Origin of the sequence: Microbacterium invictum, from assembly GCF_034421375.1 — a bacterium.
Taxonomy (GTDB): Bacteria; Actinomycetota; Actinomycetes; order Actinomycetales; family Microbacteriaceae; genus Microbacterium; species Microbacterium invictum_A.
On sequence record NZ_CP139779.1, the window covers coordinates 1,362,157 to 1,374,997 of the forward strand.

15 protein-coding genes and 1 tRNA gene are annotated in these 12,841 nt (G+C 69.8%); 9 read left to right on the forward strand and 7 right to left on the reverse strand.

Going from position 1 to position 12,841, the window contains the following annotated elements:
• The first annotated feature begins 2 nt into the window (after positions 1–2).
• Complete coding sequence (locus T9R20_RS06565) at positions 3–197, forward strand: hypothetical protein (RefSeq protein ID WP_322411727.1); 195 nt, start codon at positions 3–5, stop codon at positions 195–197.
• A 23-nt stretch (positions 198–220) separates the two neighbouring features.
• Here the strand turns inward: T9R20_RS06565 and mscL are convergent, their stop codons facing one another.
• Genes mscL through T9R20_RS06580 form a run of 3 tightly spaced genes read right to left on the reverse strand, consistent with a single transcriptional unit; the run spans position 221 to position 1,644 of the window.
• Positions 221–670 carry a large conductance mechanosensitive channel protein MscL gene (gene mscL / locus T9R20_RS06570; protein WP_322411728.1) on the reverse strand — a complete coding sequence of 150 codons (450 nt, stop codon included), beginning with the start codon at positions 668–670 and terminating at the stop codon, positions 221–223.
• A gap of 36 nt (positions 671–706) precedes the next feature.
• Entirely contained in the window at positions 707–1,018 is a 312-nt protein-coding gene (locus T9R20_RS06575) for an FmdB family zinc ribbon protein (protein ID WP_322411729.1), read from the reverse strand.
• A 29-nt stretch (positions 1,019–1,047) separates the two neighbouring features.
• The gene (locus T9R20_RS06580) at positions 1,048–1,644 is read right to left on the reverse strand and encodes a 5-formyltetrahydrofolate cyclo-ligase (protein ID WP_322411730.1); all 597 of its coding nucleotides are present in this window, start codon (positions 1,642–1,644) and stop codon (positions 1,048–1,050) included.
• A 92-nt stretch (positions 1,645–1,736) separates the two neighbouring features.
• Here T9R20_RS06580 and galU point away from each other — a divergent pair, with 92 nt between their 5' ends.
• The 7 genes from galU (at position 1,737) to arr (ending at position 7,857) form a co-directional block, all read left to right on the forward strand.
• Positions 1,737–2,624 carry a UTP--glucose-1-phosphate uridylyltransferase GalU gene (gene galU / locus T9R20_RS06585; protein ID WP_322411731.1) on the forward strand — a complete coding sequence of 296 codons (888 nt, stop codon included), beginning with the start codon at positions 1,737–1,739 and terminating at the stop codon, positions 2,622–2,624.
• A 36-nt stretch (positions 2,625–2,660) separates the two neighbouring features.
• Complete coding sequence (locus T9R20_RS06590; protein ID WP_322411732.1) at positions 2,661–3,290, forward strand: GNAT family protein; 630 nt, start codon at positions 2,661–2,663, stop codon at positions 3,288–3,290.
• A 323-nt stretch (positions 3,291–3,613) separates the two neighbouring features.
• On the forward strand, positions 3,614–5,152 hold the full coding sequence (locus T9R20_RS06595) for an HNH endonuclease (RefSeq protein WP_322411733.1): 1,539 nt from the start codon (positions 3,614–3,616) through the stop codon (positions 5,150–5,152).
• A gap of 225 nt (positions 5,153–5,377) precedes the next feature.
• Positions 5,378–6,244: an LLM class F420-dependent oxidoreductase gene (locus tag T9R20_RS06600; RefSeq protein ID WP_322411734.1), complete on the forward strand. Its 867-nt coding sequence runs from the start codon at positions 5,378–5,380 to the stop codon at positions 6,242–6,244.
• Between the two features lie 71 nt (positions 6,245–6,315).
• Positions 6,316–7,215, forward strand: coding sequence for a large exoprotein (locus T9R20_RS06605; protein ID WP_322411735.1), 900 nt, complete (start codon positions 6,316–6,318; stop codon positions 7,213–7,215).
• Positions 7,216–7,270: 55 nt separating this feature from the next.
• A tRNA-Ala gene (locus T9R20_RS06610) sits at positions 7,271–7,343 on the forward strand.
• An 88-nt stretch (positions 7,344–7,431) separates the two neighbouring features.
• On the forward strand, positions 7,432–7,857 hold the full coding sequence (gene arr / locus T9R20_RS06615) for an NAD(+)--rifampin ADP-ribosyltransferase (RefSeq protein ID WP_322411736.1): 426 nt from the start codon (positions 7,432–7,434) through the stop codon (positions 7,855–7,857).
• Positions 7,858–7,873: 16 nt separating this feature from the next.
• Here arr and T9R20_RS06620 read toward each other — a convergent pair whose 3' ends face one another.
• Together T9R20_RS06620 and T9R20_RS06625 are read right to left on the reverse strand one after the other, a co-directional pair.
• A complete protein-coding gene (locus tag T9R20_RS06620) occupies positions 7,874–8,947 on the reverse strand; it encodes a Glu/Leu/Phe/Val dehydrogenase family protein (protein WP_322411737.1) in 1,074 nt (357 codons plus the stop codon).
• A 125-nt stretch (positions 8,948–9,072) separates the two neighbouring features.
• Positions 9,073–9,510: a pyridoxamine 5'-phosphate oxidase family protein gene (locus T9R20_RS06625; protein WP_322411738.1), complete on the reverse strand. Its 438-nt coding sequence runs from the start codon at positions 9,508–9,510 to the stop codon at positions 9,073–9,075.
• Positions 9,511–9,585: 75 nt separating this feature from the next.
• On the opposite strand from T9R20_RS06625, the gene T9R20_RS06630 reads away from it, so the two are divergent.
• On the forward strand, positions 9,586–10,062 hold the full coding sequence (locus T9R20_RS06630) for a YbaK/EbsC family protein (protein WP_322411739.1): 477 nt from the start codon (positions 9,586–9,588) through the stop codon (positions 10,060–10,062).
• 12 nt (positions 10,063–10,074) lie between these two features.
• On the opposite strand, the gene T9R20_RS06635 is transcribed toward T9R20_RS06630, so the two are convergent.
• Both T9R20_RS06635 and T9R20_RS06640 read right to left on the reverse strand, forming a co-directional pair.
• Complete coding sequence (locus tag T9R20_RS06635; protein WP_322411740.1) at positions 10,075–11,997, reverse strand: glycogen debranching N-terminal domain-containing protein; 1,923 nt, start codon at positions 11,995–11,997, stop codon at positions 10,075–10,077.
• Positions 11,994–12,824 carry a carbohydrate ABC transporter permease gene (locus T9R20_RS06640; protein ID WP_322412120.1) on the reverse strand — a complete coding sequence of 277 codons (831 nt, stop codon included), beginning with the start codon at positions 12,822–12,824 and terminating at the stop codon, positions 11,994–11,996. The genes T9R20_RS06635 and T9R20_RS06640 overlap by 4 nt, the downstream gene beginning before the upstream one ends.
• Positions 12,825–12,841 lie beyond the last annotated feature (17 nt).

Consider the following 12,841-nt stretch of genomic DNA (forward strand, 5'->3'; position numbering starts at 1 on the left):
CGATGGCCGAGGACGAGCCCCGCCAGCGCGTGGAACGGGTTCCCGGGTCACGACGCGCCCGGCTGACACCCGCGCCCGACACGGAGGCCGAACCCTCCGCCGTCGATGACAGCGAGGACGCCGCCCCCGCGGCATCCGATGGTCTTTCCGGCCCGAATGACGAACGGATGCGGCGGGAGAAACCACCCCACTACTGAGGCGGCGTCTGCGGCAGCAGCCGTTACGGCGTCGGGGGAGTGGTCCGCGAGGTGCCGGCGCCGGGCTGCGCGGCGAGCAGGTCGCGGATCTGGACCAGCAGCTCCTGCTCGGTCGGCACGGGGTCGGCTGCGGCCCCGGTCGCGGCGCCGGCGCGTGCCTCCTGACGCTTCTTCCAGTGGTTCATCGGCATGACGAACACGAAGTAGACGACCGTGGCGACGGCGAGGAAGTTGATCACCGCGGCGATGACGGCGCCGAACGAGAAGACCGAGACGCCGCCGAGCAGGGTGGGCACGTTCACGACGAACGCCGTCTCGAGGTCACCCGTCTGGAAGACCAGCCCGATGAGCGGATTGATGAAGGCGGTGACGAGGACGTTCACGATTCCGGTGAACGCGGCGCCGATCACGACGGCGACGGCGAGGTCGATCACGTTCCCGCGAAGGATGAACTCCTTGAAGCCCTTGATCATCGATGGTGCCTTCCGACGTCGCCGGCTGCCGCCGGGCTACGAACCGCTGGACGCGGGCGAGGCCTTCGCCTCGGACTTCGATGATGGCGAAGACCCGCTCGATTCGCCACCGGAACTCGCCGGTGCGCTCTCACTCTTCGTACCTTCGCTCTTCTTGCCCTCTCCACTGCCGGCACGCGAGTCGGTGCGGTAGAAGCCCGAGCCGTTGAAGGTGACGCCGATCGAGCCGTACTCCTTGCGAAGCGGTCCCTCGCACTCGGGGCAGGTGGTCAGCGCCGGATCGGCGAAGGACTGCACGGCGTCGAAGCGGTGCCCGCACTGCTTGCAGGCGTAGGCGTAGGTGGGCATGTCGGTGTCTTTCGTCGGGGGTGCGCCGATCAGCGTCGGGCAGGCGCGAGATCGATCGTACGCGTCGGGGTGACCACACCCGACACCGGCTGGTCGTGCACATCGCGCGGAACGGAGTCGAGCAGCTCGGTGTCGTAGATGACCGCGTAGACCGGGGGACAGCGCTCCATCGATCCGATGGTCTTGTCGAAGAACCCGCGCCCCCAGCCGAGGCGCGTGCCGTCCTGCCCGACGGCCGCGGCGGGGATGACGAGAAGGTCGACGTCATTCACCGCGATCGGGCCGAGCACCTCGCCGACGGGCTCGGGCAGGCCATACATCCCCTCGGTGATGTCGAGGTCGGGCGTGGCGACCGACCAGTCGAGCAGTCCGTCGGCGCGGGTGATCGGGAGGAGCACACGGATGCCGCGGCGCACCGCCTCGGTGACGAACTGCCGGGTGCCCGGCTCGGTCGTCGTGGAGAGGAAGCACGACATCGAGCGGACGCCGAAACGGTCGAGGAGCGCATCGAGCTGTGCGGTGATGCCGCTCTCGGCGGTGTCGCGTGCTGCCGCCGACATCAGATTCCGGCGCTCGCGCAGATCGGCGCGGAGCGCCCGTTTGGCGTCGGCGATCGCGTCGGACATGCGTTGATCATAGGCGGCGCGGTCTCGGAGATCGCGGTGCTCTGGTGCGGCACGTGCTTTCCGTGAAACATCCACCCCCTACAATCGGGCTCGTGCCTCGTAGCTCATTCAAAGCCGTCATTCCCGCCGCCGGACTGGGAACGCGATTCCTGCCCGCAACCAAGGCGATGCCGAAGGAGATGCTCCCGGTCGTCGACAAGCCCGCGATCCAGTACGTCGTCGAGGAGGCCACCGCGGCCGGCATCGACGACGTGCTCATCATCATCGGGCGCAATAAGAACAACCTGTCGAACCACTTCGACTCGGTGCCCGAGCTCGAGTCGACGCTCGAGCGCAAGGGCGACCACTCGAAGCTGGCGAAGGTTCAGCACTCCAGCGACCTCGCCGACATCCATTTTGTCCGTCAGGGTGAGCCGAAGGGTCTCGGGCACGCTGTCCTGCGGGCCCGCGCCCACGTCGGCGACCACCCGTTCGCGGTGCTGCTGGGCGATGACCTCATCGACGAGCGCGACCCGCTCCTCACGACCATGCTCGAAGAGCACACCAAGCGCGGTGCGGCGATCGTCGCGCTGATGGAGGTCGACCCCGACTCGATCCACCTCTACGGTGCTGCGGCGGTCGAAGCGACCGACGACGACGGTGTGGTGAAGGTCACGGGCCTCGTCGAGAAGCCCGCGAAGGAGGACGCCCCCTCCAACCTCGCGATCATCGGCCGCTACGTTCTCTCGCCCTCGGTGTTCGACATTCTCGAGCGCACCGAGCCCGGCAAGGGCGGCGAGATCCAGCTCACCGACGCCCTTCAGGAGATGGCTTCCGACCCCGACGGGCCGGGCGTCTACGGCGTCGTGTTCCGCGGCCGTCGCTACGACACCGGCGATAGAGTGGATTACATCAAGGCCATCGTGCAGCTCGCCGCCGACCGTGAGGACTTGGGTCCTGAGCTGCGTCCCTGGTTCAAGGAGTTCGCGGCGAAGCTGTGAGCTGACACGGAGCGACCGCCGCAGCGAGGGGGGTGTGTGGACCTGTCATCCCCCCGTGAGCATGGCCCGATCTCGATCCGGCTCATCCGTCAGCGCGACGCGCGGACGGTGCAGAACGAGTTGCTGACCAATCGGTCGTGGCTGCGCCCCTGGGAGGCCACGAGCCCCGACGGCCCGGTGTCGTTCGACATGCGTGCGGGCATCCGCCGTCTGCTGCAGCAGTACCGCGACGGCGCCGGCATCCCGTTCGTGATGGAGTACGACGGCGTGATCGCCGGACAGCTCAACGTGTGGGGGATCGCGCGGGGGTCTTTGGCGACCGCGACCATCGGGTACTGGGTGAGCGAGCGGTTCGCGGGGCGCGGGATCACGCCCACCGCCGTGGCGCTCGCGACCGACGTGTGCTTCGCCGAGGCGCGGCTGCACCGGATGGAGATCTGCATCCGCCCCGAGAACCGCGCGAGCCTGAGGGTGGTGGAGAAGCTCGGATTCCGGTACGAGGGGCTGCGGCGCCGGTACATCCACATCGACGGGGACTGGCGCGACCACTACTGCTTCGCGCTGGTGCGCGAGGACGTTCCCGGGGGAGTGCTCGCCCGGTGGGTCGAGGGACGCGCGCCGCAGGACGCGGCGACGATCCCTCCGGCGGATCGGTTGCACGCCTGATCCGGATGGGCTCGGGTTCGTGCCTCCTGCGCACAGGGCGTGCATGGTGTACCGATGCCACCCCTGTCGTCGCCGATCTGCTTCAACCGGTGGATCGTGCCGCCTGCGGCTCATGCTGCCAGGGGTTCGTGACGCACGGGTTAATGCCGGCGCCCGCGGCGTGCATGGTGTCCGGATGCCACCCCTGTCGTTGCCGATCTGGTTCAACGTGTGGTTCGTGCCGCCTGGGGTTCGTGCCGCCGCGCGCGGCGTGCGTGGTGTCCCGATGCCAGGTCTGCCGTCGCCGATCTGGTTCAACGTGTGGTTCGTGCCGCCTGGGGTTCGTGCCGCCGCGCGCGGCGTGCGTGGTGTCCCGATGCCAGCTCTACCGTCGCCAAATCTGCTTAAACCTGTGGTTGAGGGTTTCGGGTTTGGATGTCGGAGGGTGGTGCCATGATTCATACATGCGTTCGAACCCGCGGCTCACTCTCCTCAGTGACGAGGATCGGTCTGAGCTGACCGGGGTGCTGAGCCGGGTGGAGGCTGCGCAGGTGGCGCTGGCTGCCGCGGAAGCCGAGCAGACACGTGCGCTGGCTGAGGCCGGGGAGTTCGCGGCACGGTTGGCGGAGGGGTCGTCGGCGGTGGTGCGGGATCGGGATATGGCGCTCCGGGGTGTGGCGGCGGAGATCGCCGCGGCGGTCAGGTTGTCGGACCGGTCGGTGCAACGCCAGATCGATTCCGCCTACGCGCTGGTCAACGACTACCCCGCGACGGTGCACTGCCTCGAGAAGGGGCTGATCACCCGGGCGCATGTCGCGGTGGTTGAGGATGTCGGGCGGCGCCTGCCGCCGGGGGTGAAGGGGGAGTTCGATCAGCTGGCGGCGGAGGTCTGTTTGGACGAAACACCCGGGAGGGCGAGGGCGGATTTGGAGGTCATCGCGGAGCGGATGCACCCTCGGTCGCTGACCGAGCGGCACGGGGAGGCGTTCCGGGAGCGGAGGATCGTCCGGTACAGCCTCGGGGAGGGGATGTCGGAGTTGCGGGCGGTGCATTCCACGGTGCTGATCGAGGGGATCTTCCAGCGGATCACCGAGCAGGCGAACGAGGTCATCGCCGCGCGGGAACCGGAAGCGGGTGGGGCTGCGCTCAACGCGGCGGATGCGGAAGCCCTGACGCCGGACACCCGGTCGATCGATGAGGTCCGGGCCGACGTGTTCGCGGACATGCTCCTCACCGCCACCCCGAGCCTTGACCCGGTGCGCGACGGCGAGCTTCCGGGAGGGTTGGGGGCGATCCGGGCGAAGGTGCAGGTCGTGATCCCCGTGATGGCGTTGATGGGGCAGAGTGACGTCCCGTGCGACCTGGCCGGGGTGGGACCGATCGACGCGGGAACCGCGCGGTTGTTGGCGGGGAACAGTGACGGGGTGTGGGAGCGGCTGCTGGTTCATCCGATCACGGGGTTGATCATGGCGGTGGATCAGTACCGGCCGACCGGGGCGATGGTCCGGTTCCTGAAGGGGCGGGACAAGCACTGCCGGTGGCCGGGATGCCGGATGCCCGCCCGAAAATGCGAAGTCGACCACAACCACGACGCCGCCCTCGGGGGGAAGACGGAGATCTGCAACCTGTGCTGTCTGTGCCAACGGCATCACAGTATGAAGCAGTTCACCGCCTGGGAAGTGAAGCAACTCGACGGTGGGGTGATGGAGTGGACCTCCCCTACCGGCCGGATCCACATCGACAATCCACCCGGCCACGGGGTGCACTTCCATCCGGAAGAAGATCTCCCCGACGACCTGTGGGTGAAATGGACCACCCCCGGCACCGAATTCCGGATCTTCGATGAACCGGTCGACGACCCGCACGCACCCGCACCCTTCTGACGCTCGCGCGAGACCATGGCAACCCCAGGTGGTCGCTTGGCCTTCCGAGTTGACACGGTGGCTTCCGGCTGAAGCGGCGGCTTCCCCGGAAGCATCGTGTGATCAGACGACGGCGCGGCTTTGCGGTGCACCACGCGCCAGTGAGCATTTCGCCGACGGTGAACGTCCGGCGAAAACTGATGAAAACCCGGGCCGCATACCCCCGCGCGGACGTAGCGTGACGCCATGCAGGCAGGCTTCCACTTCTGGAACTTCTCCGTCCCCGGCGCTCCCGACACCCTTGCCGAGGTGCTCGGCCGCACCGCGCGCACCGCTGAGCAGGGCGGGTTCGCGCAGTTCACGGTCATGGACCACTGGTTCCAGATGGAACGGGTCGCTCCGGCCGATGAGCCGATGCTCGAGGCCTTCACAACGCTCGGCTTCCTGGCGGCGCACACGCACTCGATGCGGATCGGTCCGCTCGTGACCGGCGTGACCTACCGGCATCCGGGATTGCTCGCGAAGATCGTCACGACGCTCGACGTCCTGAGCGAAGGCCGCGCGATGCTCGGGATCGGTGCCGCCTGGTACGACCGGGAGCACCGTGGCCTGGGGGTGCCCTTCCCGCCGCTCGCCGAACGCTTCGAGCGGCTCGAAGAGACCCTGCAGATCGCGCTGCAGATGTGGAGCGATGACAACGGCGCCTACCGGGGCGAGCACTACGTCCTCGAAGAGACGCTGTCGAGCCCGGCGCCCATCCAGCGGCCCCACCCTCCCATCATGATCGGCGGTCAGGGAGAGAAGAAGACCCTGCGACTGGCCGCCCAGTACGCGCAGATCGTGAACCTCACGACCGCCGACCCCGAGCGCGTGGCGCACCTCCTCGATGTGCTCCGAGGGCACTGCGACCGTGCCGGCACGGACTACGACGCGATCGAGAAGACCGTGGTCTCCGCCTTCTCCGACCCGCACGATCCGGGGTTCCTCCCGCACATGGAGAAGCTGTCGGCTCTCGGGATCACACAGGTCGTGCTCGGCGCCGCCCCCGACGATCCCGTCGGACGGGTCGCGCGGATGGCCGACGAGGTTCTGCCCGCCCTCGCCGACATCTGAGGCGAATCCGCCGCGACGACACGCAACCGCCTTGCCGGGCGCGGATGCCGGTGTCGCATACCGTTATGCGCATGGGCGGACAGGTGCTGGGTGGCGGGGTGATCGTGCTCGTGGCGGTGCTGCTGTGGCTGGTCTACCTGTTGCCCTCATGGCACAGCCGCCGTCAGTTCGACGCCGCGGAACGCAACGCCGTCCGGCTGAACCAGGCGCTGCGGGTCCTCGCCGAGACGAGTGAGACGCCGGCAGAGGTGCGCCTCGAGCTCTCCGCCCGCACCGCGGCGGCACAGCAGAAGCTCGCCAAACGCGCCATGGCCGAACGCGAGGACGCTGCCCTCGAGCAGGCGCGCGTCGACCTCGAGCGGGCACGCGCCGAGAAGGCCGCCGCCAAGGCTGCTCCTGAAGCTCGTCAGGCACGCGCTCGTCGCCGCGTGAGACTGGTCGCGACCTCGCTGGGCTTCGCCGGGCTGGGTCTCGCCGGATGGGGCGCATGGCTGACCGTGTCGACCGGGGCGATCGGCGCCCTCGTCGGAGGTCTCGCCCTCGTCATCCTGTCTATCGCCGCGCTCGCGCAGATGGCTCGCGTCGCGGCGCGGGTGGCGCGTCGGTCTGCGGCATCCGCTGTTCCGGTCGCCCGGACCGCGCCCATCGTGCAGGACGTTCCGCTGCCGGTGGCTCGGCAGCGGGCGGCGTGGGCGCCGCGCGAGCTGCCGAGGCCGCTCACCGTCTCGGCCGGGTCGCAGGCAGCCGCGGTCCGCGACGTCGAGGACGCCCGCGAAGAGCTGCGCCAGGCCGCGGTCGCCGAGGCCCTGCGCGTGCGCGCCGAAGCTGCGCAGCCGCCGTCGATCGAGGTCGCGCGGGCCGCGCGCGCTGCGCAGACCGGTCCGGACTTCGCCCGTATGGGCTTCGTCGACGACGCCGAGATCGAGGATCATGTCCGGCGTTTGCTCCAGCGCCGCGCAGCGGGCGCCTGAGCCCGCCCGGGTTCGTCGGCGACCCGGCGAGGGTGATAATGTAACGGAGGTTCTCGGGCCTGTGGCGCAGTTGGTAGCGCGCTTCGTTCGCAATGAAGAGGTCAGGGGTTCGAATCCCCTCAGGTCCACCGATCCGAGAAGAGCTCGCCCGGCAGGGCGGGCTCTTCCTGTTTCGCGGGTCTGTCAGGTCGCCGGCGGCGCGCTCATAATGGGCGGATGGCCGCGCATCCTCCCCTCCACGACGGACCGTTCTACCACGGCACCCGTGCGGAGCTGGCCCCGGGCGATCGCCTGAGGCCAGGGTTCCGCTCGAACTACCGCTCCGACGTCACCATGAATCACGTCTACTTCACCGCCGCGCTGGACGGCGCCGGCTTGGCGGCGGAGCTCGCCGTGATGCTCGGGCCCGAGAATGCCCGGCCGCATGTCTACCGCGTCGAGGTGACGGGGGATTTCGAGGACGACCCGAACGTCACGGACAAGAAGTTCCCGGGCAACCCGACGCAGTCCTACCGATCGGACTCGCCGCTCATCGTGATCGAAGAGGTCAGCGACTGGACGCGATTGAGTCAGGACGCGCGGGAGATATGGCGCGAACGCCTCGCCGCGCTCGCCGCGACTGGGGCCGAGATCATCAACTGACCTCGGCCCGCATCGGTCAGGCCATGGCCGGTGAGCGGTCGCCGACGGAGAGCCGCTGCGCGGCGAGCCCCTCGGCGGCCATCAGCGGCGTGATGCCCCGTTCGGCGGCATCGTCGAAGACGCGGCGGAGGGTGTCGCCGATGCCGGCGACCCGGTCCATGATCTCGTCCCGGGTGCCGAGCTTCTTCGCCTCGAGGTCGAGGTAGATGACCCCGCCGGCGTTGACGACGAAGTCGGGGGCGTAGAGGATGCCCCGCGCGGCGAGGCGGTCGGAGCCAGAGTGCTCGGCGAGCGGGTTGTTGGCCGGGCCGCAGACCGCGCGGGCGTCGAGATCGTCGATCACCTCGGAGGTGAGGATGCCGCCGATCCCCGCGGGCACGAAGACGTCGGCCGGCACGAGGTGCTCGAACCCGGGTTCGCTCCACGAGGCCTGCAGCTCGCGGGCGAGGTCCCGCTTGGCGGGGTTGACGTCGGTCACCGTGAGGACGGCGCCCTCGGCGGCGAGGCGGAGCGCCAGGCGGCTGCCGACCTGACCGAGGCCCGAGATCGTGATGCGCCGGCCTGCGACCTCCGCACTGCCGGTCACACGCTCGAGCGTCGCGCGCAGCGACGCGTAGACGCCGAGGCTCGTCGGGCCCGCGGGCTCACCCGATCCGCCGACCGCGTCGGGAAGACCCACGACGTGCTCGGTGCGCTCGCGAACCGTGAGCATGTCGTCCGTGGTCGAGCCGACGTCTTCCGCCGTGCGGTAGAGGCCGTTCAGCGCCTCGACCGCGTCGCCGAGGTCGAGGAAGGCCGCGCGTCGACGGTCGGCGTCGAGCATCGTCCCCTCGGGGAGGGCGATCACCGCTTTGCCGCCCCCGGCGTCGAGCCCGGCCGCCGCGTTCTTCAGCGTCATCGCCGCCGACAGGCGCAGGGCATCGCCGAGGGCGTCGCTCCAGTGCGGGTACGTCCACAGCCGCGCGCCGCCGAGGGCGGAACCGAGGACGGAGGAGTGCAGGGCGACCGCGAGGAACAGTCCGCTCCGCCGCCCCGTGATCACCTCCACGCGCTCGTGGGTGAAATCGGGCAAGGGCAGGGTGTGCGACATCGCGTCCTCTTTCGGCGGGCCTTGTGGGCGTGCTCTCTCGGATGCGGCCGCTTCGCCGCACCCGACTCCATTGCATCATCGCCCGGGCTGTGGTTCAACCGGCCGCCGACGCGCGGCGCGTCACCTCACCACGCGAGGAGTTTTTCGGGCTCCATCCGGATGACGGCTTCGAATTGCTGAACGAGTTCGTCGACCGGCATCCCGAAGTCCTCGATCGCCTCGACATACTTCTCGGTCCACGGCTCACGGACGGTAATCAGCCACTCGGCGGCGGATTGATCGATGATCCGGGCCGACCCGCTCAGCACCACCACGTCCGCGCCGAACCGGCCCTGCGTGTTCAGGTGCACCAGCGCCCGAGATCCGCGCCGCACCTGCCGCGCCTTGACCGAATCGGGTCGGGTGAGGATCCATACGGCACCGTCGTGCCAGAAGAACCACACCGGCACCGCGTGGGGCGTGCCGTCCTCTCCGACGGTCGTGAACCAGGCGATCAACTCGGAGTCCAGCAGATGCTGGGCCTTCTCGTGCACGGGGTCGCCTGGTGTGAACAATTCGGCCATCGTGTCCTCCTTCGGTCGGGAGCGGGTCTGTCCGCGGCCAGGCTAATCGGGACCTCCGACCCTAGGCTGACGGTCATGACCTCCTCGCTCCCCGCCCGCAGCCGCCTCGTCCACGACGCCCTCCGCGCCGCCGGCATCGCCGGTGACATCGTGGTGCTTCCCGATGCCGCCTCCACCGCGGTCCTCGCCGCCGAGGCTCTCGGCGTCGAGGTGGGGGCGATCGCGAACAGCCTGGTGTTCTGGAGCGACGGCGAACCGCTCCTGGTGATGACGAGCGGCGCGCACCGCGTCGACACCGCCGCGCTCGCCGCGCGCCTCGGTCGGGACAGCATCCGGCGTGCGACGCCCGAGCAGGTGCGGGATGCCACGGGTCAGGCGATCGGGGGAGTGGCGCCCACCGGCCACCCCGCCCCCCTCACGACGGTGGTGGACGAGGATCTCGCGCAGTATCCCGAGATCTGGGCCGCCGGCGGAACCCCGCACACCGTCTTCCCGCTCACCTTCGACGAACTGGTCCACCTCACCGGCGGGACGGTGAGCAAGGTCGACTGAGCGCCCGGCGCGTCAGCGCCGCTGCAGGGCGCTCAGCGCGACGACCGATGCGGCCGCCGACCACGCCTGCGGCCGGCACGCCGCCGGATAGGGCGCGGGGCGCGACACCTCGGTGACCGGGTCGCCCGAGTGCAGCTCGGGAACCCGGTACGAGAACGCCTCAGCCGCGGCGAGCAGGCCGGAGACGACCTGCTCAGCCTCGTCGCGGAGGCCGGCGCGCAGCATCCCGTGCGCGGCGATCGCGGTGTCGTGGGTCCAGACGCTCCCGCCGTGGTACGACAGCGGCCAATACCCCGCGGCTCCGGTCGACATCGTGCGAATGCCGAACCCGCTCGACAGCGAGGGATCCAGAAGGAGCCGCGCGACATGCGCCTCGTCGTCGGCATCGAGGATGCCGGTGCCGATCAGGTGACCGATGTTGCTCGTCAAGGTGTCCACGGGCTGCTTGTGACGGTCCAGCGCCACCGCCGGGTAGCGCCCCTCGGGGGTCTCGACCCAGTACGAGGCGGCGAAGCGCTCGCGCAGGTCGCCGGCCCAGGCCCGCAGTCGTGCAGCCTCGTCGGCGTCGCCGGCGAGCTGCTCGAGGATCTCGGCCCCGGCGAGGGCGGCCTCGTAGGCGTAGCCCTGCACCTCGCACAGCGCGATCGGGCCCTCCGCCAGCCGGCCGTCGCGCCACTGGATGGAGTCTCCGGAGTCCTTCCAGCCCTGATTGGCGAGTCCGTGGCCGGTGCGATCGAGGTAGTCGATGAAGCCGTCGCCGTCGTTGTCGCCGTGGTGGCGGAGCCAGCCGAGCGCGGCGCGGAGGGCCGGCACGAGCGCGGTGACCTCGGCCTCGGGCATGCCCGCCCGCCAGGCGTCGGCGAGAAGGCAGACCCAGAGCGCCGTCGCGTCGACCGTGCCGTAGTAGAGCGGCGGCAGGGCGATCCCTTCGCCCGGCTGCTCGAGGGTGGTCGAACGCAGTTCGTGGAGGATCTTCCCGGGCTCCTGCGCAGAGTCGGGTTCGTCCCGATCGCCCTGCAGGCGGGCGAGCACCCGAAGAGTGGATGCCGCCATGCCGACGTCGAGCGGCAGCGCGAGCCGCGCCGCCCAGAGGGAATCGCGACCGAACAGCGTGAAGAACCAGGGCGCGCCCGCCGCGTAGAACGCGTCGTCGCCCTCGCCGGGGAGGGTGAGCCGGAGCGCGTCGAGGTCGCCGAGGGCGACCTCGAGCCACCGGCTCAGCCGAGGATCGTGGCCGCGCGCGGCGTCGATCGCCGCCTCCGTGTCGACGCCGGTCGGGCGCGCCGCCCCGCGGACGACCAGGGTGGTGTCGTCGAGGATCATCCGCCACGACACCGTCGCCTCACCGCGAGCGGGGACGGTGATCGACCACACCGCGCGGATGTCGGAGCCGGTCGCCTCGACGAAACCCCCCGCCGCCTCGAGGGTGAACGACGCCGTCTGCGACCGCGCCGACGCTGTGGCATCCGTCCCCCTCACGTCGATGACGGATGGAACGGGCGCGCCGCCCTTGACGTCATGGAGCGAGGCGAACTCGGCGCCGAGGCGGAGCCGCAGGGTCGCCGTCAGCGGTGCGTCCCGCGCGGATCGCAGCGTCACCGTCTCGCGCACCTCGCCGGGGGCCACGACGCGGTCGCGCAGCAGCCTCACCTTGGGATCGGGCGTGTCGTCGTCGACGCCGCGGAGCACCGCGCTGAAGACGGCGCGGGACGGGCCGTCGGGGGCGACCGAGATCCACTCGACCTCGGACTCGTCGCAGGTGAGCTCGAGCTCGCGGACGTGCCGGACATCGCCGTGGTAGATCCCGTCGATCGCCCCCGGGCCGGCGTCGCCGGTCTCGCGCGACCACACCTGCGTGGGAGCGCGGAGCACGATGACGGCGTCGTCGAGCAGCGGCTGACGCGTGCGGGTCGCGGGGGCGGTGGCGGTGTTCATCCTTTGACGGCTCCTTCGGTGGTGTTCATGATGCGCTTTTGGAAGACGAAGAACATCACGGCCACGGGGATCGTCATGATCAGCGCCGCCGCGAGCTTGATCGGGTACTGCGTGCCCTGACTGAGCTGCCCCGAGGCCAGCGATGCGACGCCCTTGGTGAGGGTCGTCAGTTCGGGCGACTGCGTGGCGACGATGAAGTGGCTGAGCTCGTTCCACGACCCCTGGAAGGACAGGATGATGATCGTGATGAGGGCGGGCCTGGCCATCGGCAGCACCACCGACCAGAACACCCGGAAGGCGCCCGCGCCGTCGATGCGGGCCTGCTCCTCGACCGAGACCGGAATGGACTCGAAGAAGTTCTTCATGATGAACACCCCGGCCGCATCGACGAGGAGCGGCAGGATCATCGCCGCATAGGTGTCGTAGATCCCGATCTGGTTCAGCACGAGGAACTTCGGGATAAGAAGGACCACGGCCGGCACGGCCATCACGCCGACGACGAGCGCGAAGATGGCTCCGCGGCCACGGAAGTGCAGGCGGGCGAGGGCGTACCCGGCGAGGGAGACGAAGAACACCCGCCCGAGGGTCACGGCGATCGTGACGATCGTGGAGTTGGCGAACCACAGCGGGAAGTCGCTCCGGCTGAACAGCGTCTCGTACGCCGCGAACGTCACGGTCTGCGGGAAGAGCGAGAGTGCGTTGCTCGCCGCCTCGGAATCGGTCTTGAACGAGGTCGCGACCTGCACCAGGAACGGGAAGATGTAGATGATCGCGAGGATCACCAGGAGCGCGTACAGGAAGATCTGACCGCTGAGGCGGCGGGACAGGCCGCGGCGCCGACCGG

Coding starts and splice junctions, on each gene's coding strand:
- T9R20_RS06565 (WP_322411727.1), top strand. CDS start 3: ATGGCCGAGGACGAGCCCCGCCAGCGCGTGGAACGGGTTCCCGGGTCA.
- mscL (WP_322411728.1), bottom strand. CDS start 670: ATGATCAAGGGCTTCAAGGAGTTCATCCTTCGCGGGAACGTGATCGAC.
- T9R20_RS06575 (WP_322411729.1), bottom strand. CDS start 1,018: ATGCCCACCTACGCCTACGCCTGCAAGCAGTGCGGGCACCGCTTCGAC.
- T9R20_RS06580 (WP_322411730.1), bottom strand. CDS start 1,644: ATGTCCGACGCGATCGCCGACGCCAAACGGGCGCTCCGCGCCGATCTG.
- T9R20_RS06600 (WP_322411734.1), top strand. CDS start 5,378: ATGCAGGCAGGCTTCCACTTCTGGAACTTCTCCGTCCCCGGCGCTCCC.
- T9R20_RS06605 (WP_322411735.1), top strand. CDS start 6,316: ATGGGCGGACAGGTGCTGGGTGGCGGGGTGATCGTGCTCGTGGCGGTG.
- arr (WP_322411736.1), top strand. CDS start 7,432: ATGGCCGCGCATCCTCCCCTCCACGACGGACCGTTCTACCACGGCACC.
- T9R20_RS06620 (WP_322411737.1), bottom strand. CDS start 8,947: ATGTCGCACACCCTGCCCTTGCCCGATTTCACCCACGAGCGCGTGGAG.
- T9R20_RS06625 (WP_322411738.1), bottom strand. CDS start 9,510: ATGGCCGAATTGTTCACACCAGGCGACCCCGTGCACGAGAAGGCCCAG.
- T9R20_RS06630 (WP_322411739.1), top strand. CDS start 9,586: ATGACCTCCTCGCTCCCCGCCCGCAGCCGCCTCGTCCACGACGCCCTC.
- T9R20_RS06635 (WP_322411740.1), bottom strand. CDS start 11,997: ATGAACACCGCCACCGCCCCCGCGACCCGCACGCGTCAGCCGCTGCTC.